The 22,101-nt window shown below is 71.2% G+C and carries 21 protein-coding genes and 1 pseudogene; 14 read left to right on the top strand and 8 right to left on the bottom strand.

Annotation, left to right across the window (positions count from 1 at the left end):
• Positions 1-76: 76 nt before the first annotated feature.
• Together ACFV6I_RS01015 and ACFV6I_RS01010 are read right to left on the bottom strand one after the other, a co-directional pair.
• Positions 77-1,300, bottom strand: coding sequence for a hypothetical protein (locus ACFV6I_RS01015; RefSeq protein ID WP_380423185.1), 1,224 nt, complete (start codon positions 1,298-1,300; stop codon positions 77-79).
• A 209-nt stretch (positions 1,301-1,509) separates the two neighbouring features.
• Complete coding sequence (locus ACFV6I_RS01010; protein WP_063348171.1) at positions 1,510-2,886, bottom strand: hypothetical protein; 1,377 nt, start codon at positions 2,884-2,886, stop codon at positions 1,510-1,512.
• 315 nt (positions 2,887-3,201) lie between these two features.
• On the opposite strand from ACFV6I_RS01010, the gene ACFV6I_RS01005 reads away from it, so the two are divergent.
• Positions 3,202-3,906, top strand: a complete 705-nt coding sequence (locus tag ACFV6I_RS01005) for a bifunctional DNA primase/polymerase (RefSeq protein ID WP_244293629.1) — start codon at positions 3,202-3,204, stop codon at positions 3,904-3,906.
• Positions 3,907-4,398: 492 nt separating this feature from the next.
• On the opposite strand, the gene ACFV6I_RS01000 is transcribed toward ACFV6I_RS01005, so the two are convergent.
• Positions 4,399-5,091 (bottom strand): metal-dependent transcriptional regulator, encoded by a 693-nt coding sequence (locus ACFV6I_RS01000; protein WP_063348173.1) that lies wholly within the window; start codon positions 5,089-5,091, stop codon positions 4,399-4,401.
• Positions 5,092-5,313: 222 nt separating this feature from the next.
• Between ACFV6I_RS01000 and ACFV6I_RS00995 the strand changes: the two genes are divergently transcribed.
• The 3 genes from ACFV6I_RS00995 to ACFV6I_RS00985 all read left to right on the top strand — a co-directional run bounded on the left by ACFV6I_RS00995 (position 5,314) and on the right by ACFV6I_RS00985 (position 8,085).
• Positions 5,314-6,078, top strand: a complete 765-nt coding sequence (locus ACFV6I_RS00995) for a sugar isomerase domain-containing protein (protein WP_063348174.1) — start codon at positions 5,314-5,316, stop codon at positions 6,076-6,078.
• A 220-nt stretch (positions 6,079-6,298) separates the two neighbouring features.
• Complete coding sequence (locus ACFV6I_RS00990) at positions 6,299-7,207, top strand: DUF4231 domain-containing protein (protein ID WP_380345149.1); 909 nt, start codon at positions 6,299-6,301, stop codon at positions 7,205-7,207.
• 23 nt (positions 7,208-7,230) lie between these two features.
• Positions 7,231-8,085: an alpha/beta fold hydrolase gene (locus ACFV6I_RS00985; RefSeq protein WP_063348176.1), complete on the top strand. Its 855-nt coding sequence runs from the start codon at positions 7,231-7,233 to the stop codon at positions 8,083-8,085.
• Between the two features lie 22 nt (positions 8,086-8,107).
• On the opposite strand, the gene ACFV6I_RS00980 is transcribed toward ACFV6I_RS00985, so the two are convergent.
• The 3 genes from ACFV6I_RS00980 to ACFV6I_RS00970 all read right to left on the bottom strand — a co-directional run bounded on the left by ACFV6I_RS00980 (position 8,108) and on the right by ACFV6I_RS00970 (position 14,537).
• Positions 8,108-9,076 carry a 2-hydroxyacid dehydrogenase gene (locus tag ACFV6I_RS00980; RefSeq protein ID WP_380423184.1) on the bottom strand — a complete coding sequence of 323 codons (969 nt, stop codon included), beginning with the start codon at positions 9,074-9,076 and terminating at the stop codon, positions 8,108-8,110.
• A 77-nt stretch (positions 9,077-9,153) separates the two neighbouring features.
• Positions 9,154-13,074, bottom strand: a complete 3,921-nt coding sequence (gene fxsT, locus ACFV6I_RS00975; RefSeq protein WP_380423206.1) for an FxSxx-COOH system tetratricopeptide repeat protein — start codon at positions 13,072-13,074, stop codon at positions 9,154-9,156.
• An 83-nt stretch (positions 13,075-13,157) separates the two neighbouring features.
• Complete coding sequence (locus ACFV6I_RS00970) at positions 13,158-14,537, bottom strand: TIR-like protein FxsC (protein ID WP_380423183.1); 1,380 nt, start codon at positions 14,535-14,537, stop codon at positions 13,158-13,160.
• Positions 14,538-14,744: 207 nt separating this feature from the next.
• Between ACFV6I_RS00970 and ACFV6I_RS00965 the strand changes: the two genes are divergently transcribed.
• Positions 14,745-14,939: a DUF397 domain-containing protein gene (locus ACFV6I_RS00965; protein ID WP_063348179.1), complete on the top strand. Its 195-nt coding sequence runs from the start codon at positions 14,745-14,747 to the stop codon at positions 14,937-14,939.
• A gap of 192 nt (positions 14,940-15,131) precedes the next feature.
• On the opposite strand, the gene ACFV6I_RS00960 is transcribed toward ACFV6I_RS00965, so the two are convergent.
• Together ACFV6I_RS00960 and ACFV6I_RS00955 are read right to left on the bottom strand one after the other, a co-directional pair.
• Positions 15,132-15,383 carry a hypothetical protein gene (locus ACFV6I_RS00960; RefSeq protein WP_380423182.1) on the bottom strand — a complete coding sequence of 84 codons (252 nt, stop codon included), beginning with the start codon at positions 15,381-15,383 and terminating at the stop codon, positions 15,132-15,134.
• Positions 15,380-15,697 (bottom strand): ATP-binding protein, encoded by a 318-nt coding sequence (locus ACFV6I_RS00955; RefSeq protein WP_380423181.1) that lies wholly within the window; start codon positions 15,695-15,697, stop codon positions 15,380-15,382. Before ACFV6I_RS00955 ends, ACFV6I_RS00960 begins: the two co-directional genes overlap by 4 nt.
• On the opposite strand from ACFV6I_RS00955, the pseudogene ACFV6I_RS00950 reads away from it, so the two are divergent.
• From ACFV6I_RS00950 to ACFV6I_RS00910, 9 genes and pseudogenes are all read left to right on the top strand, one after another.
• A pseudogene (locus ACFV6I_RS00950) lies at positions 15,661-16,095 on the top strand (DUF5753 domain-containing protein); the annotation flags it as partial. The gene ACFV6I_RS00955 and the pseudogene ACFV6I_RS00950 sit on opposite strands and share 37 nt — an antisense overlap.
• Before the next feature lie 2 nt (positions 16,096-16,097).
• Complete coding sequence (locus tag ACFV6I_RS00945) at positions 16,098-16,289, top strand: DUF397 domain-containing protein (protein WP_380345159.1); 192 nt, start codon at positions 16,098-16,100, stop codon at positions 16,287-16,289.
• 320 nt (positions 16,290-16,609) lie between these two features.
• The gene (locus ACFV6I_RS00940; protein ID WP_363584986.1) at positions 16,610-16,822 is read left to right on the top strand and encodes a hypothetical protein; all 213 of its coding nucleotides are present in this window, start codon (positions 16,610-16,612) and stop codon (positions 16,820-16,822) included.
• Positions 16,806-17,321 (top strand): DUF6879 family protein, encoded by a 516-nt coding sequence (locus ACFV6I_RS00935; RefSeq protein ID WP_380423180.1) that lies wholly within the window; start codon positions 16,806-16,808, stop codon positions 17,319-17,321. The genes ACFV6I_RS00940 and ACFV6I_RS00935 overlap by 17 nt, the downstream gene beginning before the upstream one ends.
• Positions 17,318-18,151 carry a helix-turn-helix domain-containing protein gene (locus ACFV6I_RS00930; protein ID WP_380423179.1) on the top strand — a complete coding sequence of 278 codons (834 nt, stop codon included), beginning with the start codon at positions 17,318-17,320 and terminating at the stop codon, positions 18,149-18,151. The genes ACFV6I_RS00935 and ACFV6I_RS00930 overlap by 4 nt, the downstream gene beginning before the upstream one ends.
• A 100-nt stretch (positions 18,152-18,251) precedes the next feature.
• Positions 18,252-19,154: a phosphotransferase gene (locus ACFV6I_RS00925; RefSeq protein ID WP_380423178.1), complete on the top strand. Its 903-nt coding sequence runs from the start codon at positions 18,252-18,254 to the stop codon at positions 19,152-19,154.
• Between the two features lie 34 nt (positions 19,155-19,188).
• On the top strand, positions 19,189-20,184 hold the full coding sequence (locus ACFV6I_RS00920) for a nucleotidyltransferase domain-containing protein (protein WP_380423177.1): 996 nt from the start codon (positions 19,189-19,191) through the stop codon (positions 20,182-20,184).
• A gap of 10 nt (positions 20,185-20,194) precedes the next feature.
• On the top strand, positions 20,195-20,869 hold the full coding sequence (locus ACFV6I_RS00915) for a histidine phosphatase family protein (RefSeq protein WP_380423176.1): 675 nt from the start codon (positions 20,195-20,197) through the stop codon (positions 20,867-20,869).
• Between the two features lie 9 nt (positions 20,870-20,878).
• Positions 20,879-21,997: a hypothetical protein gene (locus ACFV6I_RS00910; RefSeq protein WP_380423175.1), complete on the top strand. Its 1,119-nt coding sequence runs from the start codon at positions 20,879-20,881 to the stop codon at positions 21,995-21,997.
• Positions 21,998-22,101: the final 104 nt, after the last annotated feature.

Here is a 22,101-nt window from a genome sequence, read left to right as displayed (position 1 = left end):
AAGGACCAATGACGAAGGACGGACGACGAAGGGGCGGGCCGGCGGGCCCGTTCCCCCGTCCGTCCGTTCGTCCGTCCTACAGGTCGCCGTCGCTGCGGCTGGGCAGGCCGGTCTGGGTGGCGATCGCGTTCCACAGGGTCGAGGCCTGCTTCTTCGCGGTGGTCGCCGCGCCGCTGGCCTGGACGGCGTTCTTGTAGTGCTGGTTGTCCAGCTTCTTGGGGTCGCAGGCGCCCTGCGAGTCCCCGGCCCAGGCCGCGTACTCGTCGTCGGCCTGCGCGGAGGCGGTCCACGCCGCGTTGAGCTGCTCGACCAGCTGCTGGCCGCCGGGCAGCTTGTCCGCCTTCAGCTGGCCGAGCTTGGTCTGGAGTTCGCGCCGCTTGCCGGCCGCGCCGGTGAGCGCCTGCTGCGACTCGGGCAGCTTGTCGCACTTCTGCACCGAGGCGACCGCGCCGACCACCGCCGAGCGGCTGTCGCTCGCGGTGCCGAGCAGGTCCGACAGCGGCTGTGCCTGGGCCTTGACCGCCGGGTCGACGGTGGTGCCCGAGCTGCTCGCGCTCGCCGTGCCGGGGGTGGCGCTGCCGGTGGCGGCCACCGGCAGGGTCTTCTTGGCGTCGGCGGCGGGGGTGGTTTCGTCCCCGTTCACCAGGACGGCGACCAGGATGCCGGCCGCCGCGAAACCGGCCACCACCCCGCCGATGATCAGTTTGTTGGACGGGCGGCCGCCACGGGCGGACGGGGCCTGCGCGCCCGCCTGGGTGGCGTCGAAGCCCTGCCCGTGGTCCTGTCCGTAGCCCTGCCCCTGCCCGTGGTCCTGGGCGTAGCCCTGGCCGTAGTTCTGCCCGTAGTCCTGACCGGGGTAGGCCGGCGCCGGCTGCGGCTGCCCGGCCTGCGCGTAGCCCTGGTAGCCGCCCGGGCCGGGCTGCTGCGGGTAGCCGGCCTGGGACTGGCCCGTGGGGTAGCCGCCCGCGTGCGGGTCCGCGCCCGGGTAGGGCGGGAGGTGCTGCGTCTCCGGCGCCGGCTCGTGCTGCGGGACGCCGTAACCGGGCTGCGGAGCACCGGCCCACGGGGCGGGCTGGGCCGGCATGGCCTGGGTCGGCCGCGCGTGCCCGCCCTCGCCGAGGTACTCCGGCTGCCCGGACGGCTGCCCCACCGGCGGCACGCCTGTCTGCCCCTGCGGGTGGCCCTGGGGATGACCCTGCGGCTGGCCCGGCACGCCGCCCTGGGTCTGGCCGGGCTCGGGGCGGAACAGGTCGTCCAGGTTGAAGTCACCCGAGTTGGGGTACGAGCGGCGCTGGCTCAACGCGATTCCTCACCTGTGCACGACCGCGCGCTGACGGCGGACCACATCTCGTCGGTTCTTGGGGGCATCACAGTTCCTTGGACGTCGCGCCCACGCTACCGGTTCGCCGAACCGGGTGGCCACGCGGGCGGGACATCCCTCACGCTCCCCTCACCCCGCCCCGCCGGGGCCCGGGGCCTTGGACCCGCCCTGGTGCCCCGGGCGCGACACTAGGCGGCCTCCGCATCCGCCCTGGCGTGGAACTCGCGGACCACCCGCTGCTCCCGGTACGGCTCCAGCCGGCGCCGGAACTCGTCCAGGTACTCCACGCCCCGGTTGGACCGCAGCCCGCTCAGCAGCCGGACCGCCTGCGCGCCCGTCTCACAGGCGCGTTCGAGGTCCCGCTGCTGCAATTGGGCGGTGGCGAGCAGGACGAGGTCCACCGCGCGGCGGCGGACCCGGGTCGGCGGGTGCAGGTCGAGCGCCCGGCGGGCGTAGTGCTCGGCCTGGCCGGCCTGCTCCAAGTCCCGGTGACAGTGGGCCAGTTCGTCCGACAGATAGGCGTCGTCGAAGTGGGCGATCCAGTCCGGGTCGTCCTCCGGGCGGCGCTTCTCCATCATCTCCAGCGCCTTGGCCGACACCGCCTCGCAGGAGCGGGCGTCCCCCAGCAGGGCGTGGCCGCGGGCCTCGGCGGCGTAGAACATCGCCATCGCCGTCGGGGTGGCGACCGTCCGGGCGCCCTCCTGCGCGGCGCGGGCGAGCTGGGCGATCTCCCGCGGGTTGCCGAGCGTCGCCGCCAGGTGGCTCATCGACGCCGCCAGCACGTAGCCGCCGTAGCCGCGGTCGTCGGCCGCCTGGGCGAGCCGGAGCGCCTGGATGTAGTAGCGCTGGGCCAGGCCGGGCTGGCCGGTGTCCACCGCCATGTATCCGGCCAGTTCGGTCAACCGGGCCACCGCGGCGAAGAGTTGGCGCCCGGTCTCGTCCCGGTACGCCCCGCCGAGCAGGCTGGAGACCACCGAGTTGAGGTAGTGCACGACCACCGGGCGCACGTGACCGCTGCCGAAGCGGTGGTCCAGGTCGACCAGCATCGCGGTGGTGGCCTTGATCGCGGCCACGTCGGTCGGGCCGACCCGGGGGCCGCCGGTGCGGGCCACCACCGGGTCGGGCGGGGTGATCAGCCAGTCCCGGCTGGGTTCCACCAGCGCGGAGGCCGCGACCGTGGCCCCGGTCAGGAAGTCCCGCCGGCCGACGTCGCTGCGCCAGAGCTCGCAGACCTGCTCCAGGGCGGCGTTCAGGGTCGGCGCGAACTGGAGCCCGATGCCGGAGCTGAGGTTCTTGCCGTCGGCCATGCCGATCTCCTCGACCGACACGCTGCGGCCGAGCTTGCGGCCGAGAGCCTCGGCGATCACCGCCGGCGCCTGCCCGCGCGGCTGCTGCCCGCGCAGCCAGCGGGCGACGGAGGTCTTGTCGTACCGCAGGTCCAGACCGTGCTCGGCGCCGCAGAGGTTGACCCTCCGGGCCAGGCCGGCGTTGGAGCAGCTGGCCTCCTGGATCAGTTGCTGCAGACGCTCGTTGGGCTGTCGTGCGACGAGTGGTCTTGCGGCCATTGGGTTTCGCCTCCCCACACCCTCCGGTCCCGGCCGGCGGGCGACGATTCTGCTGATCTGTTGCCGACTGTCCGACCGTCCAAGGAATCTGACACCAGGTTAGCGATCAGCAACGCCAGCGGGATACCCACGGTGACGATCCGCACCCCCCACGCGCCCTGGGAAATGCTCCTGTGCGCCCCCACTGCGCCTGCCCCCGCCCGCCTCAACTCGGTCGAGTAACCGGTTCGAGTGACATTGCCGGTATGCGCCCAACCGGCTTGCGCCGGGCCGTAACCAGCCTCACACACGGTAGTTGAGCTTCGCGTGGAAGACATCCCCGACTCCCCCGACCAGGGCAAGAACGCCGCACTGCCCCCGCTGCTCATCGAAGCCGTCGGCTACGCCGAGAACCGCCACTGGGAGGTCGCTCCCGGCGCCTGGCTGATCGACGGCGACGGGCCCGCCCGCTGCTCCTGCGGCGACCGGCGCTGCCTGCTGCCGGGGGCCCACCCGCTCGACGCGGACTGGGCCCGCAAGGCGAGCGCCGGGCCGGGGGCGGTACGGCGCTGGTGGACCGAGCGGCCGCAGGCCTCGATCCTGCTGCCCACCGGCCGGTCCTTCGACGTCCTGGACGTCCCGGAGACGGCCGGATGCCTGGCGCTGGCGCGGATGGAGCGGATGGACCTCCAGCTGGGCCCGGTCGCGGTGCTGCCCGCCTCGCCCGGCCGGATCGGCCGGCGGCTGCACTTCCTGGTGCTGCCCGGGGTCGCGGCCAAGCTGCCGGAGATGCTCCGCAAGCTCGGCTGGCCGCCCGGCCGGCTGGACCTGGTGGCCCGCGGCGAAGGGGACTGGACGGTCGCCCCGCCGTCCCGGATCGGTGGCACCGGCTACGCCCAGTGGGCCCGCTCCCCCTCGGCGCTCAACCGCTGGCTGCCCGACGCCGCCGAGCTGATCAGCCCGCTCGCCTACGCCTGCGGGCGCGAGGCGCCCGCGGCCGCCCACCCCCAGCCCGCCCAGCCGGCGGCAGCGGTGCGCTGAACGGGCGTAGCAACGATTCACCACCCCGGTTCACCGCCCTGGTTCACCACCCCGGTTCACCACCCCGTGAACGGCCGCCCTCCGCCTATCGGGTGAGGGCGCGCAGCGCGCGACACCCCGCGCACGGCTGACGGGCCTTGTCTCCCACCGGAGACGGGGCCCGTCACACGCATGTGCGGATAAGGCCTCCGTGTACCCGCTGATCATGGACGAAAGCCCCCCGGACGAGTGACAACGCTCAAGGATTGCCATGATCGGCCGAGGGGAGGAATTGCGGTGCGAGGGGACGCCGGAGGGAGCGCTCGGACGGGGAAGCCGGGCGAGGCGGTGGAGGGGCCGGGAGGGAACGGAGGGGACGGGAGGGACGGAGGGGACTGGGAGGGAACGGGGAGGCGAAAGGGCCCCCTGCACGGGGAGCAGCGGGCCCTTCTCGTCGTTCCGGGAGGCGCGCTCCCCGGGCCCGGAAGCGTTCCGGGCCCGGGGGCGCGTTCCTCAGGCCTGGGCGACGAAGACGTGCTGGGCGATGTCCTTGCCCAGCTCCGCCGCGTTCTCCCCGGTGCCGACCAGCACGCCGGCGACGCCGGCGCTGACCCGCACGGTGGAGCCCGGCCGGATCCCGGCCCGGCGCAGCGTGCGCATCAGCTCGCCGTCGGTCTGGATCGGCTCGCCGATCCGGCGGACCACCACGCTGGCACCGCCGTCGCCCGGCTTGACGGTGTCCAGCGGGACGAGCGCGGCGTCGAAGCCCTCGCCCTCGGCCTTGGCGTCGCCCAGCTCGTCCAGGCCCGGGATCGGGTTGCCGTACGGGGACTGGGTCGGGTGGCCGAGCATGGCGAGCACCTTGCGCTCGACCGTCTCGCTCATCACGTGCTCCCAGCGGCAGGCCTCCTCGTGGACCTGCTCCCACTCCAGGCCGATCACGTCGACGAGCAGGCACTCGGCGATGCGGTGCTTGCGCATGACGCGTACGGCGAGCCGGCGCCCGTCATCGGTCAGTTCGAGGTGGCGGTCCCCCGCGACCTGCAACAACCCGTCGCGCTCCATCCGGCCGACCGTCTGGCTGACCGTCGGGCCGCTCTGCTCCAGTCGCTCGGCGATCCGGGCGCGCATCGGGACGATGCCTTCCTCCTCCAGCTCCAGGATGGTGCGAAGGTACATCTCAGTGGTGTCGATCAGCCCAGACATCGCCGCTGGCTCCGTTCCTCGGTGTCCTCACCGCCAATTCTGACGTACTGCACCGACAACCGGGCCCGCGCAAGGGCCCCGGGTCCCGGTTTTCGTTCCTGTTGACAGCGGTGCCGCCGGGGCGCCACGGTGCTCGCCGTAGCTTTCTCCACTGGCGGCCCGGACCCTCCCGGCCCGCCCCACCCGGCCGGCGCCCCCACCGGCAGAGAGCGAAGGCAACAGATGAACGACCTGGTCGGCCGGTACTTCGACGCCGCGATCGCCCATCTCCAGCGGGTCCGGGAGGAGGAGGCCGACGCCATCGAGGCCGCCGCGGCGCTGCTCGCCGAGGCGATCGCCGAGGGCCGCCGGGTGTTCACCTTCGGTGCCGGGCACTCCGCGCTGCCGGCCCAGGACGTGGTCTACCGGGCCGGCGGGCTGGTCCCGATGAACCTGCTGAACGTCCCCGGGATGGCGGGGGTGACGGTGATGCCCGCGCCGCTGTCCAGCGCGCTGGAGCGGGTGTCCGGCCTGGCCACCACCACCCTGGACCTGACCCCGGCCGCCTCCGGCGACCTGCTGTTCGTGATCTCGCTGTCCGGCCGCCAGGTGATGCCGGTCGAGCTGGCCCGGTACGCCCGGGACCGCGGTCTGAAGGTGATCGGCGTGACGTCGCTGGCGTACCCGGGCGAGGTGCCCCCGGCGCACCCGTCCGGCACGTACCTGAAGGACAACTGCGACGTGGTGCTGGACAGCAAGATCGCGGTCGGGGACGGCGAGCTGACCCACCCGGCCGCCGAGACCACCTTCGGCCCGGTCTCCACCATCGTGACCAGTGCGCTCATGCAGGCCGTGGTCGCCTCGGCGGTCGGCCGGCTGGCCGACGCGGCGGCCGACGGCACCACCGCGGCCCCGCCGCTGTTCCGCTCCGGCAACGTCCCCGGTGGCACCGAGTGGAACGCCAAGCAGATGGCCGACAACGCCGACCGGATCCTCTACACCTACTGACGCCCACCGGTCGCGCCCACGGGCACACCGGGCCACGCAGGGTGTCCGCCCGCCCACCGAACGTACCCGGGCCGGACAATCCACCGGGGCATCCCGGCCATTGCGGGCGGCCCGGGGGTGGGCCAGGCGTACCGGGAAGCCGCCCGGGGCAGGAGAGCGGTGCGACCGGAGCGACGGGTGGGGGCCGAACATGGCGTCTGGGGCGGGACGGACGGGGTGGATGCGCGAGCGGGAGCTGCTGCCCGGGTTCTTCTGGGCCGCCGACGCGGCCTCGCTGCGCGGCCAGCGGCGTTCGGTGCTGCTCTCCGCCTGGGAGCTGCTCCTGCTGGTGGTCGCCGCCGCGACCGGCTCGGCCGACGGCGAGCCGTGGGCCTGGCCGGCGGCCGCCGCCTACCTCGGCGCGATCGTCCTCGCGGTGGTGATCAGCCGGCAGAACCCGCAGGGGCTCTGGTACGAGGGCCGGGCCGCCGCCGAGTCGGTCAAGACGCTGGCCTGGAAGTTCGCCGTCCGGGCGGACGCCTACCAGCCGCCGCCGCACACCCTGCCGGACGCGGAGGGCCTGTACCGCGTCCAGCTCGGCGGGGTGCTGGGCGCCTTCCGGGACGGCCGGGTGGTCGCACCGGGCGCCGGGGCGGAGCTCGCCGGGATCACGGCGGCGATGCGCGACCTGCGCGAGCAGCCGCTCGCGGTGCGGCGCGAGGTGTACCTGCGGGAGCGGATCCAGGTGCAGCACGACTGGTACCGCGCCAAGTCCCGGTACTGCGCCCGGGCCGGGGCCCTGGCGGGGGTGCTGGGCGTGGTGCTCCCGGCGCTCGGGCTGGTGCTCGCGGTGCTGCGGGCGCTCGGCGCGTTCACCTACGACGCGCTGGGCACCGTCTCGGCAGTGGCCGCCTCGATCACCGCGTGGGCGCAGCTGCGCCAGTACCGCCCGCTGGCCGCCGCGTACGGGCTGGCCGCCGACGAGCTGGAGCTCATCCGGTGCCAACTGGCCCGGCTGGACGTGGAGTCGGCGGATGCCGAGGAGCTCTGGGCCCGGCTGGCCCGGGACGCCGAGGACGCGGTCTCCCGCGAGCACACCACCTGGCAGGCCCGCCGGGAGATCCGCACCACCACCGACCGGGACCACTGAGGAGGCCGCAGGTGTCGTTACGGATGGTCAAGGCCCCGGACGGTCGCGCCCTCGCCGTCGAATCCCTGGGCGACCCGCGCGGCCGCCCGGTGTTCCTGCTGCACGGCATGCCCGGCAGCCGGGTGGGCCCGCACCCGCGCAGCACCGTGCTGTACCGGCTGGGGGTGCGGCTGATCTCCTACGACCGGCCGGGCTACGGCGACTCGACCCGGCAGTTCGGCCGCCGGGTGAGCGCGGCGGCGGCCGACGTGCGGGCCATCGCGGACGACCTCAAGCTGGACGGCTTCGCGGTGCTCGGCCGCTCCGGCGGCGGCCCGCACGCGCTGGCCTGCGCGGCGCTGCTGCCGCAGCGGGTCAGCCGGGTGGCGGTGCTGGTCGGCCTGGCGCCGCGCAACGCGGCCGGCCTGGACTGGTACGCCGGGATGACCCCGTCGAACGTGCACGCCTACCAGGAGGCGGAGCGCGGGCACGGCCGGATCGCCGACGCGATGGAGTTCCGCTCCCGGCAGATCAAGGACGACCCGGTCCGGCTGCTGAACGGGCTGCGGCCCGAACTGTCGCCCGCCGACCGGGAGGTGGTGGCCGACAACGGGCTGCGGCGGATGCTGCAGAGCAACTACCGGGAGGCGTTCCGGCACGGCGCGGACGGCTGGATCGACGACGTGCTGGCGTTCACCGCCGACTGGGGGTTCAAGGTCGAGGACATCGCGGTGCCGAGCTGGCTGTGGCACGGCACCGACGACCAGTTCTCCCCGGTCGAGCACTCCCGCTGGCTGGGCGACCACATCCCCGGCGCCGAGCTCTTCCTGGAGCCCGGCGCCGCGCACTTCGGCGCGTTCCGGGTGCTGACCACCGCCCTGGCCTGGGCGGCGGGCTGAGGCCTCAGGCTGTCATGAGGCCTCAGGCTGTCACCGGGGTGACCGGCGCTCCCCCGCCCAGCACGGCCCGGACGTTGTCCACCGCCAGGCCGCCCATCGCCTGCCGGGTGGCGACGGTGGCACTGCCCAGGTGCGGGGCCAGGACGGCGCGTTCCTGGGCGAGCAGCGCGGGCGGGACGGCCGGCTCGTGCTCGAAGTTGTCCACGGCGGCGGCGAACAGCGCGCCGGACTCCAGCGCGGCGGCCAGCGCCTCCTCGTCCACCACTCCGGCGGTCATGCTGACCACCACCGCCCCGCGCGGCAGCAGGTCGAGGCGGCGGGCGTCCAGCAGGTGCCGGGTGGCGGCGCTGAGCGGGGCGGTGACGACCAGCACCGTGGAGTGGGCGAGCAGGTCCTCCAGCGGCCGCCAGGTGGCGCCGTCGGCCTGCTCGGGCGGCAGCTCGCGGCGGTTGTGGTAGCTGACCGGCATGTCGAAGGCGCGGGCCCGGCGGGCCACCGCCTGCCCGATCCGGCCCATGCCGAGCACGCCCAGCGGGGTGCCGGCCAGCTCCATGCCGAGCAGGAAGTTCGGCGCCCAGGTCCAGGGGCTGCCGGAGCGCAGCAGGCGCTCGCCCTCGCCGAGGCGGCGGGTGGCGGCCAGCAGCAGCGCCCAGGCCATGTCGGCGGTGGCGGTGGTGAGCACGCCGGGGGTGTTGGAGACCAGCACGCCGCGGTCGGCGCAGGCGGCCAGGTCGATGTTGTGGTGCCCGACGGCGTGGTTGGCGACGATCTCCAGGGACGGGCCGGCCGCGTCCAGGAACTCGCCGTCGACCCGGTCGTCCAGGGTGGTGAGCACGGCGCGGCGGCCGCGGACGGCGGCCAGCAGGTCGGCCCGGGGCATCGCCTGGTCGGAGTCGTGGCAGGTGACGGCGTGGCGCGCGGTGAGCCGTTCGATCACGCCGGGCGCGAGGCGCCGGGTGACCAGGACCGGGGGCGGGGTCTGCTTGCTCATGGTCCCGCAGCGTACCCGCCGCCCCCGGCCGGAGGCCGTGCTCTCACCGGCGCCTGCACCACCGCTCACACCACCGCTTACACCGGCTGCGGCTCCAGGTCCCGGTTGATCCGCTTCCAGCCGCGCGCCGCGACCGTGTTGGGGTGCTCCTCGCCGAACTGGCGGATCAGCTCGCCGATCGCGCGGGCCCGCAGTTCGGCGGCCTGGGTGTGCCGGCCGGCCGAGCGCAGGGTGATCGACAGGTTGGCCTCGCAGGCGACGGCGTCCGGGTGCCGGGGCGTGTAGCGCTCGCACAGGCCATGGTAGGCGGCCCGGCCGAGTTCCTCGGCGAGGCCGATCTGGCCGTCGTCGCCGTAGGCGTTGGCCAGGTTGATCACCGCGTTGAGGGTGTACGGGTGGTCCGGCCCGACGGAGTCGGTCAGCCCTTCGACGGTGAGCCGGCCGCGTTCGATGGCGCCCTGGATGTCGCCGCTGCCGCGCAGGTAGATGCCGAGGTTGTTGGCGCAGGCCAGGGTGAAGGGGTGTTCGTCGCCGAAGAGGCGGCGGTGGCCTTCGAAGACGGTGGAGCAGAGGTCGCGGGCGGCCTCCTTGTCGCCGGAGGCGCTGTGGTCGGCGGCCAGGTTGAGCGCGCAGGCGAGCGCGTCGGGGGCGTCGGCGCCGTAGCGCTCCAGGTAGCGCTCGTAGGTCTCCTTGGTGATCCGGCGGGCTTCGGCGAGCGCGCCGATGCGGCGCAGCGAGACGGCCAGGGACTTGGCGTTGCGCAGGTTCTCCGGCAGGTCGGGGTCGAGGACGTCGCCGAGGTCGGAGGTGACTTCCTGGAGCAGGTCCACCGAGCCGCGGTAGTCGCCGAGTTCGCGCAGGTCGCGGGCGAGGTTGGACTTGGTGGAGAGGGTGTAGGGGTGCCGGGGGCCGAGGACGGCGGTGCGCCGGTCGAGGGTTTCCTGGTCGAGTTCGCGGGCGGCCTCGCTGTTGCCGACGAGCCGGTAGTCGATGGCCAGGTTGTTGGCCATGGAGAGCGTGCGCGGGTTGTCGTCGCCGAACAACTCGCGGAACTGGTCGAGGATTTCGCGGTCGAGGTCGAGGGCGGCCTGGAACCGGCCGAGTGCCCGGCGGTCGGCGCCGAGGGAGCCGGCCGTCATCAGGGTGTACGGGTGGTGCTCGCCGAGCAGGGCCCGCTGGCGTTCCAGGGTGTCCTCGTCCAGGGCCAGGGCTTCGGCGTAGTTGCCCTGGGAGCGCAGCACGTTGGCGAGTTGGAAGCGCAGCAGCAGGGTCTGCCGGTCGTTCTCGCCGAGCTTGTTGGTCCACTCGGTGTCGAGGGCGTGGCCGAGGTCGCGGGCGCGGTCGAGTTCGCCGCGCTTCCAGAGGTAGCGGACGCGGTCGATGAGCAGTTGGCGGGTGTCCGCCTCGTCGCAGTTGTGCGCCTTGGAGGGCGACAGGTGCGGCCAGATCTCGTCGAAGGCGGGCCAGTTGGCGGGGTCGTCGGTGTCGCCGAGGACGGGCCGGGCGCCGGTGAGGATGCGATGCACCTCGTGGACGGCGATCTCCTGCTCGTCGTCGGTCATCTCGGCCCGGATCACCGCCTGGACGAGCCGGTGCACCTGGAAGCTGTTGCTGCCGGCGTCGACCTTGGCCAGCGCGTACCGGCCGATCGCCTGGATCACCTTGCCCAGCATGAACTTGTCGCTGAGGTCGGCGTCGTACTTCACCAGCGCCCGGATCATCTGGTCGCTGTAGAAGAGGTTCATCGAGATCGGCTCGGGCGCGAAGAACGCGCAGAGCTGCAACAGCCGGACGGCGGCCGGGGATTGCTGGCGCAGCCGGCCGATGGACACGTTCCAGGTCGCGCCGACCGGGGTCGGGTAGTCGGCGGGGCGGGCGACGGCCAGCGCGCGGGCCGCCTCGGCGTGCAGTTGGGCGACGTAGGTCTCCACCGGGGTGCCGGTGGTGTCCAGCCAGGCGGCCGCGACCTCGACGGCGAGCGGCAGGTCGCCGACCGCCTCGGCGACCCGGTCGGCGTCCGGGCGGGAGAGGCCGCGGGCGCGCCGGCACAGGTGTTCGACGCTCTCTCCGCGGGTGAAGACGTCCACCTCCAGCGCCTCGGCGTGCCCGGTCCAGGCCTGGTTGCGGGAGGTGACCAGGATGTGGCCGGAGCCGCCGGGGAAGAAGCGGCGGATCTCGGCCGGTTCGTCGGCGTTGTCGAAGATCAGCAGCCAGCGCGAGGTGGGCACGCCGCGGCGCAGCGCCTCCCGGGCGGCCTCGGCGGCTTCGGTGACGGAGTCGCCGACGCGCAGGCCGAGCCGGCGGGCGAGGTCGGCGAGGGCGGGGGCGACGAGTTCGGTCTGTTCGGCGTCGATCCACCAGACCAGGTCGTAGTCGGACATGAACCGGTGTGCGTACTCCAGCGCGACCTGGGTCTTGCCGACGCCGCCGAGCCCGTACAGCGTCTGGGGGGTGGGCAGGACGGCCGCCATGCCGCCGCGCAGCTGGTTGCGCAGCTGCTCCAGGACGGCGGCGCGGCCGGTGAAGGAGGGGTTGCGCGGCGGGACGTCCCACACGGTCGGCTTACTGCCGGGGAAGCGCGGTCCGCTGCCGTTGGGCTCGGTCAGGGCGACGTCGCCGCGGCCGAGGGCGCGCAGCAGGGTCTGGACGGACTGCGTCTCGTCGCGGCCGACGAGGTCGACGGGGTTGCGGTTGCTGAAGGGCGCGGTGAGCCTGACGTCGCCGACACGGACGGGGACGAGCTGGCGCCGGGTGCCGGCGGGGTCGGAGTTGACCACGGACTCCCACAGCGCCCGGGCCTGCGGGGAGCGCTGGTAGGCGGGCGAGAGCACGGCGACGGTCCGGTAGGCGGCGTCGATGCCGCGTTCGGTCTCCTCGCGCGGGTCGGTGCCGGCGCTGAGGTCGCGGGGCAGCACCCGGAAGCCGGCCCGGGTGAGCACGGACTCGATCCAGTCCGCCCACATCCGGTCCTCGGGGACGTAGGAGAGGTAGAGGTCGGCGGGGACGGACGGGCGGCGGCGGGTGAACGCGTCCACGTAGCGCAGCCGCAGTTCCTCGTCCATGACCGGCAGGGAGGTGACCTTGCGCTGGGTGATCATCGCGGTGAGGCGTTCGCAGGCGGCGAGCATCGAGGTGGGGGTGCCGGTCTGGTCGCCGAAGGTGGCGAGGATCTCCTCGTAGGCGTAGAACGGCCGGTACGGGATCTCCACCGAGCCCCAGTAGGAGGCGAGTTCCTCGCCGTTGAGGCCTGCCGGCAGCCCGTCGAAGCGGACCCGGGCGAGGGAGCGGCCGGCGTCGGCCTTCTCCTTCTCGCCCTCGTCGATGCGCATCGGGACGGGCAGGATGCGGATGCCGCGCTCGCGGTAGCGGTCGTGGATGTGCTGGGCGATCCGGGAGGCGCCGTCGATGGACTGGTCGCTCAGGGTGAAGCAGACCACCAGGTCGTCGGGCATCTGGACGGTGCAGATCTCGGCGATGTCGGACAGGCCGGTGCGCGAATCGATGAGCACGTAGTCGTACCGCTTGCTCATGTCGGCCTTGAGGGCGTCGAAGAACTGCCCGCCGTCGAAGCGGTCGTAGAAGATGTCCCAGTCCAGGTGGGTGACGGCCTCGGAGTAGTCCCGGTTGAACTGGCCGGCGGACAGGAAGTCCAGGCTGCCCCCGGTCGGGAACAGCGGCCAGGACAGCGACAGCGCGTGCGGGTGCACCCTGGCGAAGTCCAGGTGCCAGCCCTCGGCGTGCTCGACCGGGCGCAGGGCCTCCTCGCGGTACTCGGCGATCAGGTCCATCATCCCGGTCGTGCCGGCCAGCGAGGCCGGGTCGAGGAAGGGGTGGAAGAACTTGGCCAGGCCCGGCGCCTCCAGGTCCCAGTCCACGGTGAGCACCCGGTAGCCGTTGGCGGCCAGGATCCAGGCGGTGTTGGCGAGCGCCATGGTGCGCCCGGTGCCGCCCTTGTAGGAGTAGAAGGTGATGATCCGGCCGTTGCGGTCCTGCTCCACGGACCGTCGCTCGGCCTCCCGCTGGGCGGCCAGTTCGGCCACGGTGAGGCCCCCGACGCGGAAGTTCCTGGTGGGGTTCTCGCTCATCTGGGTCGTCCTCCCAAGGGCGCCATCCCGTCATCGGGGTCATCGCCGTCGTCACGGTCTGGGTGGTCGTCGGGTCCGGAGCCGTCCTGCCCGAGGGGGGCGTCCCGGCCGAACGGGGCCGCGCCCGGGCCGCGCCGGAACGCGTCCCGCAGGTTCGGGCGGGGCGGTGGCGGATCCTCCGGCTCGGCCCTGGTGCGGCCCTCGAAGGCGTACTTGGCCTTCATGGCGGCCCGGGGCAGCGCGTCGTCGAAGTCCTCCAGGGTGTTCAGCCCGGTCGGGCCGCTTACGCCGAGGAAGCTGGGGCGGCTCGCCCGCCGGGTGATGCGCAACGCCTGGTCGCTCAACTCGCCGAGGTCGCCGCCGCGTTCCTCGCACTCGGGGTCCTCGGTGTTCCACGGCTCCAGGACGCTCACCCAGGTGGCGTCCGAACGGTCGAAGCGGCGGACGAGCTCCCGGCGGTCCGGATCGCGCAGCGCCCACCGGTCGAGCAGGAGCAGGCCGGGGGCGGCCGCCTCCCCCTCGATGATCGACTCGACCTCGTCGTCGAACTCGTGCACGGTCGGCTGGAACCCCAACTGCCGGGCCAGCCGCACCGCGTGCTGGGCGATCGGCGAGCCGGCCGGGCGATAGGGGTGCCAGTCGGTGCGCCGGGTGCCGTAGAAGTCGGGATTGCGGTCGGGCGGCAACTCGCCCTGGTGGTAGGAGAGTACGGAGATCCGCAGCTGCTTGGTCGGCGCGCTCACGTTGAAGGCGCTGGGCAGCCCGTTGAAGTCCAGCCGCCGCCCGACCGGGATCACCGTCTCCTCCGCCACCTGCACGATCCGCGCCGCCAGCCGGTGCACGGCCAGCTCGTACGCGGAGCGGAAGTAGGTGAGCTTCATCAGCGCGTACAGGCCCTCGGTGGCGTAGTCCGGCCCGAAACTGGCGTGGTTGAACTGGAGTTCACTGGCGACCTTGGGCAGCCGGTAGCGGCTCATCGGCGCCCACAGCACCGGCACGATGCCACTGGTGCGCTCCGCGTCGATCGTCGCCGGGTACACCGGGCGGCGGGTGAAGGCGTGCCACTCCTGCCCGCACGGGACGCTGTTGAAGTACCGGGGCGAGTACAGCGGCACGAACACCCGGCACGTCGCCAGCTCCTCCGACAGCCGCTCCGCCCACAACTCCCCCTGGTGCATGGACTCGTCCATGAAACCGACCGGCACCCCGGCCGGGACCGTGGTCAGCTGCAGCACCGCCTCGCACAGGTCCCGGTACAGCTGGCGGACCCAGTGGTTCGGATCACCGGCGCCGCGCGTGCCGGCCTTCGGGGTGTGCGCGTAGGAGAGGAAGAAGTACGGCCGGGCATCATCCTCGTCCCAGCCACGGTCGTTCACACGCGCCTCCCCCGGGCCCGTCGGCAACCTGGTTCCCGCAGCCCCCGTGCGGCGGGGTCTCAGTGTAGGAACGAGTGAGGACCCAAGGGAATAGCACAACGAGTCGCACGAATTGACATGACCGAAACGACACGGCTGTGCGCCCGCTTATCGTGGCTCCCGGGGCCTGCTCCAGCGCGCCCGACACGGAGTACAGGGAAGGTAGCCATGGACCACCTCAACTGGCAGAAGCCGAGCTTCAGCGGTGACCAGGCGGACTGCATCGAGATCGCCTCCGAGGGCGACTTCGTCTACCTCCGCGAGTCCGACAATCCCGGCCACATCGTCACCACCACCCGCACCAAGCTCAACGCGTGGCTCCTCGGCGCCAAGGCCGGCGAGTTCGACCACTTCATCGCCTGACCTCCACGGACTGGCGGCCTCGCGAGTCAGCAGGAGCCGCCGTGGCACCCGAAATGGCGCGGGCCCGCCTGGGGAAGGCGGGCCCGCGTGCCATGCATGGCACCTATGTCCGATCCCGTCGATCCCGAAGCCGCTCGGACCGGGCCTGACAGACACCGCCGACGGCGGCGGCCAGCAGGATCAGCATGCCCGTCACGCCCGGCCCCGCCGGCGCTTGAACTCGCGCAGCAGAGCCAGCAGGTTGATCAAGGTGCTGGCCGGGATGTTGCCGATGGAGACCAGGGCGCTGCCGTTCAGATTGGTCTCGCCGGGCCGAGCGGACGGCCAGAGGAGACCGAACTCGCGGCCCTCCGTGCGGAGATCGACGATCAGTTCGGCGAGCTGCCGACCGGTGAGCTGCCGCAGGGCCGGGTCGGCGGGGTGGATCGGGTGGTGGGCGATCACGCGGCGCCGTCCAGCTCGAACCAAACGCGCTTGCCGAGCTTCTGCGGCTCCGCACCCCAGCGGTGCATGAGCCCCTCCACCAGCATCAACCCCCGCCCGGACTGGGCGAGCGGGTCGGGCTTCCGCTGCTCGGGCAGCACGGGGCTGCGGTCCGCGACGGTGACGCGAAGCGTCCCGTGGACGACGGCGACCAGGACGACGGGCGCGGCGGTCAACCCGTGCCGCCAGGCGTTCACCACCAGCTCCACGAGCGCGAGTTCGGCATCCCCGATGGAGGACCCGCCAGGAAATCCTGAGCGTCGAGAACGGAACACCCTTCCATGCCGTGATCCACGAGGCCGCGCTACACGCGATGTACGGCGGTCCAACCGTCATGCGCGACCAGCTGAACTACCTGATCGATGTCGGCAAGCTACCCCATGTGACCATCCAGATCCTGCCGTTCGGCCGCACAGTCTTCGCCTCGACCGACATCCCGTTCATGCTGCTGCACGGTCAGCACCCGAAGCTGGACACCGTCTTGATGGAGCAGCCGCACGGCGTCCCGTTCCTGGGCGATCCTGAAGCAGTATCGTCATACCGGCGGAAGTTCGAACGCCTCAGAGGCGCGGCGCTCCCACCCCTGACCGCCTCTGTGCCCGGACCCTCCCCCGCCTATCGCGACTCATGGGGTTTGCTCCAGCACATTCGTTACGCAGTACAGGGAAGGTAGGCATGGAACGGCTCATCTGGCAGAAGTCCAGTTTCAGTTACGAGACCAACTGCGTCGAAATTGCATCCGCCGGCGACCTCGTCTACATCCGCGAGTCCGACGACCCCGCCCACATCGTCACCACCACCCGCGCCAAGCTCAACGCCTGGCTCCTCGGCGCCAAGGCCGGCGAGTTCGACCACTTCACCGCCTGACCCACACAGCGCCGAAGGGGGGGGGCGCCCCCGACCGCGCGGCCCCCGCCCTTCCCCCAGGTACCACCGTCACACTGCGGTGGGCCTCGGGACGATCCAGAGCTCGGCCGGGCCGCTTATGATCACGGACTCCAGGCGGGCCAGCGGCGCCCCTCGCAAGGAGCCGCCGGCCGACAGTTCCTCGGAACGTCAGAGCGGGAGACCCCCGGAAAGATTCTTATTCCAGATCAGGAATATGCCCGGTACGGCGTGGACAGGCATCGGAGCCGACCCTAGCGTCGTTGATGGGTTGGGAGGCACTCGACCTGGAAGGGGTCAGCATGGCTGAGTACCCACAACTTCTGCGTCTTACCGGCAAGTTCAACGGCCCGAACTGCGACGATGACGACTGCCCGAACGTGTACGCGACCGATCGGGGGACGTTCGTGGTCCAGGGCGACCACTTCACGGCCCTGAAGGTGCCCACCGGGGAGTCCGCCGTCGAGATTCCCCGACACGTCCTGGAGGAGGCCATCCGTGCTCTTGGATGGTGACCAGTGGCGCGCTCACTTCGACAGCTACCAGCACGAAGCGTTCCGGTTCGAGGCGCAGCCCGCCTACACCATGCCCAGGGAAGCAGAGAGCCTCGCCCGCTTCCTGCGCGGCGAGCCGAAGCCGGTCGATCACAACGCGGCGTGGCACCGGAGGGTGCACGGCTTCGTCTCCTCGGGGCGGACGATCGGCCGCGTCCGAGTGGTTCGCCGGCCCCTCACGGACTACCAGCGGTACCAGTTCGTCTGGGGCATCCCCGGCAACATCGCCGCCGGAGAAGACATCCGAATCCTGGACGCCACTGAACGGAACTTCGGCATTCCCGACCAGGATTGGTGGCTGTTCGATGATTCCTCGGCAGTCCACCTGAATTTCCGGCCTGACGGCACCCAGATCAACCGGGAGTTAGTCAGCGGTGACATGCACCGGCACCAGGAGTGGAAAAGAATCGCCCTGGCCCACTCCGTGCCGTTTTCCGAATATCTGAAAGATCTCGGGTGACGCTCGATCCGGATCAGCTCGGCCGGTCGAAGTCCGATCTGGCTGAAACGCTCAGAAGGCTCCGCCTGGAAGCCGGTCTCACAGGAGACCGGCTTTCGGTGCGTTGTGGCATCTCCCAGAGCAAGATCAGCAAAATCGAGACCGGAAAACTGACCCCGGGCCTCGTCGATGTGGAGCGCATCCTCAGAGCTCTTGGGGCTCCGGCCGCTCTCGTCCGGGAAGTATCCTCGCTGGCTCGTACGGCCAACACCGAGTGGCAGGACAAGCGCACCTCATGGCGCCGGGGCATCGAAAAGCGGCAGGCGGAGCTGGCGTCGCTGGAGTCGGACGCGACAGAGCTGCGATATTTCCTGCCGGCAATGATCACAGGCCTCCTGGCCACGCCCGAGTACATCCGGGCCAGCTTGAGCCACTCCCCCGGTGACAGGACGATCGTCGTGGGCCGCAAGCTGGCGCGCCAGGCGGCTCTCTACGACGAATCAAAGTCATTCACGTTCCTGCTCACGGAGCAGGCGGTGAAGTGGGCACTGCTTCCTCCTCAGGCCATGGCCATCCAGATCGACCGCCTTGCATCGCTCACCCATCTGCCGGCGGTTCGAATCGGCGTGATTCCATATGGGACACTTATCACTCGCGGGCCAATGAACACGTTCACGGTGTACGACGACCGCCTCGCCACTGTGGAATCGTTCACCGGCCGTCTCGCATTTCGCGATCACCGGGACATCCAGCGCTATCGTGAAATTTTCTCGATATTCGAAGAATCCGCCCTCTTCGGCGACGAGGCCAGGAGGCGGCTCGGCGAATGGTCGATGATGTACCGCGAGTGATCTTTATTCGTTGACGGGAATACCGTTGTCCGGCCTGCTCGAACTCTCCTAGTCTGGACGCCTGCGCTACGGCGACTCGGTACGGCAGAAGGACGGGCCGATGAACACCTGGGAGTTCGTGAAGGACCGGACCGCCACCCGGGGTGCGGTCTGGAGATCGGCCGACGGCTCGCTCTACAAACGGACCGGCGGAGAGGACTTGCGGGCGGAAGTCGAGTTCCAGCAGCTGGCCGCCGGACTGGGATACCCCGTACCGGCGATTGTCGACAGCGGATTCGAAGGCGGAAGTTACTTCGCCATCGAACGCACCATCGGCAACAGCTCGCTGCACGAGGACGCCCTGGCCGACACTCAGCGGGCCGGACAGGTCAGCGACCACGTGATCAGCGCCGCAGCCGCCATCTCCTCGAAGCTCCTACAGGCCCAGGCGAGGCACCCTCTGCCCTCGACACCGTGGTTCGAGAAGGCGGCCTTCGCGGCGGACGTCTTCAAGGAGAACCCGGACTTCGACACACCGCGGGTCCACCAGACGGTCGAGCGCGCCCTCGACCGCCTGTCCCGACTCCCCATGGTGCACGGGCACTTGGACTACGGTCTACCCAACATCCTCACGGCCGGGGTCATCGACTGGCAGCACCACGGACCGATCCCGTTCGGCTACGACGTGTACCCGGCGCTCGACATCGTGGCCTTCAAAGGCGGAGGCAAGGGCTACACCATCACCTCGGAGCAACGCGCCACGTACGCCGTCGCACTCGACCGGACCAGTACGCCCCTGATCGGCCGGCGGGTCAGCGATCACCTGGGCGACTTCCTGCTCGTCAAGTGCTTCTTCTTCCTCGCCCTCATGCGGCCCGTTCACCCCGCACGGCACGACAAGCACATCAAGTGGCAGTACCGCCGCGCCCTCTTCTCGATGGGACTTGAGCAGTATGAGTCGTCCGCCACGATCGACACCGGAGCCTTCCCCGCTCTGGAGCAGTTCGCCGCTGAACACCGGTAGGCCGGTCCCCACCGTCCGCGACCGTGACTACCTGATGGATCACCACGGCGTCGTCTTCAAGGTCATCGGGGACAGCCACCCCGGCAGCCACTACCTGGGCTACGTCAAGTACCACCCGGACGAGAAGGGGGACCGGAGGGTGTTCGGCCGGACCTACCGGCAGAACAGTGTCGTGTCGAAGTCCTTCGGCATCCTGGCCGACCGACCGGAGTGCTACGTCTACTCCGACACCCTCGGCTGCGTCATCACTGGCATTCCGCGCGAAGACGTAGCCGTCCACTACTCGTGCCGCCAGGCCCTCTCCGCCATCCATGAGGAACCCGGCGCGGTCGCCGACAACCCGGCAGGCGAGGACCTCCTGACGATCACCGAGTGGATCACCGCGAACGGCGCCCGGGATCTCCTGGGTGTCACCGGGTCCTTTCTCGTCGGCTGTTTCAACGAGCGCTCGGACATCGACCTCGTCTGCTACGGGCCGGAAGGCTACAAGGCCGCCCAGGAGCTGTTCCAGCAGACCGCTCTGATCAAGCCCTACGACGGGGACGACCTGACCCGGCTGTACATCCGCCGGGCCAAGTACATGGAGGGCAGCTCCTTCGAGGCCCTCATCAAGCAGGAACGCCGCAAGCTCCAAGGGCTCACCGTCAACACCGGCGCGCACATCAACTGCGAACCCATCCGCTCCGACCGCGACAGGCCCTTCTCCCGTATCTCCTCCAAGGAGATCGGAGAGATCTCCCTCCTCGCGAGAATCACCGACCACGCCGAAGGCCTCACCACCCCGGCGCTCTACGGGATCAAGGTCAGGACCATCCTCAGCTCGACCATCGACGAGCCCGACTCCTTCGCCCGCCGGATCACCCACATGCGCTCCTACCTCGGCGCCTACACCGGAGCGTTCCGATCCGGAGACACCGTGCACCTGTCCGGCAAGCTCGTCCACACCCAGGACGGTGAACGCAGCAGCTTCGGCATCGAGCTCACCCCCTGGACCGTCAGCGGCTCCTACGTCGCCAACCTCGCCGCGTAGGCGTCGCGCGATGGCCCTGCTCGTCATCCGGCACGCCGAGTCCGTCGAGAACGCCGACAAGTACCACGGTTTCTACCAGGACCCGCGCCCCTACACCGGAGCCGTCGCCCACACCATCTCCCGCACGATCGTCGGCCTGACCCCGCACGGTTTCCGGCAGGCCCAGTGGCTCGCCGGTGTCCTGCCGAAGCTCTCCGGCCCCACGCCGCACGTCTACACCTCGACCTACCGCAGGACGATCGACACCGCCGCGATCGCCCTGCCCGACCTCCCCGACGGATGGCCCCGGCAGACCACGCTCCTCGACGAGCAGCACTATGGCGACGCCACCTACATGACCAAACGAGAGCTGTTCGACAGCTACCCCGAACTCGCCGAGGACCGCCGCCTGCGCAAGCACCGCTGGACCGCACCGGCCGGCGGTGAGTCGCTCGCCGAAGGCGTGCTCAATCGAGCCACCGAGTTCGCCACCCTCGCCCAGGCCGAACTCCAGGAATCGACCACCGTCGTTGCCTTCACCCACCACACCGCCGCGGTGGCACTCCGATCCCTGCTCGAAGCCTGCCCCCTGCCCGAGATCCTCGCTGAGGAGCGGAAGGGCAAGATGCCCAACGCCGCGATCCTCCACTACGAACTGCGAGACGGCCGGTTCACCCGCACGGGAACCTCCACCCCGCCGGTCTAGGAGGAGCCCGTGCGACACCTGTTCCTCAACGGCCCTGTCCAGAACGGGACCTTCACCTTCGGCACCCACCCCGGCAAAGCCGTCGGCATCCGCCTCGCCGCTGCCCTCAACGCCATCCTCGGCTTACCGCCCGCACCCCACCTGTGGAACACCGCCACCCTCGCCGGAGACCTCCGTCACCGGGAGGCGGAGGGGCCGAAGATCCTCCGCCAGCGCTTCGAGGCCGACCTCATCGCGGGCAAATACCCGTCCGGCCGGCCCCCGGCGGGCGGCATCATGACCGACACCGATGCCGAGGTCGCCGGCCTTTCGCTGGAGATGATCGAAAACAACCTCCGCGCCGGCACCCTGACCATCAGCCGTGAGGCCGTTCCCACCTGCCGGGCCTGTGGCCACATGACCGGTGCCGGTGGCCACCCCTGCAACGCCTGTGGCAGCACCGACACCCGGGCCCGCACAGGCCTTCACCTTGTCGCCGAACTCGCCAAGGACCGCCCCGTCCTCGACCGCTCGGACATCCACGCCAGTCACCGGCAGCAGCCCAGACACCTTCAGGGCACCGTCGGCAAGGTCCCCGGGCGCCTGATCCTCTCCCGCACCCGCGACCACGGCATCGACCTGTCGCCATTCGGTCTCGACCGCCTCGTGCTCGACCCGCGCGTCGGCATCCATGCCACCGTCCTCGCCGCAGCCCGCAGGCACCGGGCGGAGGTAGCCGTCATGACCATCACCCAGAACGCCGCCAACCACATCGCCGCCCACGGCCTGCACTTCCGCGGACACGACGGCATCCGCCTCCGGTATGCCCTCCACGGACACCTGCCCTATAGCCACACGGCAGGTCTTCAACCGCTCCACGACGCATACCGAGCCACCCCGGCGATCAAGGAGAGCTTCGAAGTCTGGTTCCTCCCCCTCTTCTCCCTCCAGGCCAAGGCCGCAACCCGGCCCGAGCAGTTGCCGGCAATCTTCAGGCACTACATGCGGGCGCACCTGGCCAGACCGGCTGCAGCCGACGAAGAGATGATCGAAGCCCTACGGTGCTCGGTCGAAGCCGGCAACACGGAATGGATCACTCAGAAACACGCGCTGGCCGCCGCCATGACGGTCTGTGAGGCCAGCGCATAAAGCATCCGGCCCTGCATAGGAAGTCGGGCCCACCGACTTCCTATACACAAGGACGTTCGACAGGAACGTCGCCGCCTTCGACGGAAGGGCGGCTCCCGCGAACT

It is taken from the genome of Kitasatospora sp. NPDC059803 (genome assembly GCF_042732255.1).
In the GTDB taxonomy this organism is placed as follows: domain Bacteria; phylum Actinomycetota; class Actinomycetes; order Streptomycetales; family Streptomycetaceae; genus Kitasatospora.
The sequence above is the reverse complement of the archived record's forward strand: the minus strand, read 5'-3'. Positions and strand labels throughout refer to the sequence as shown.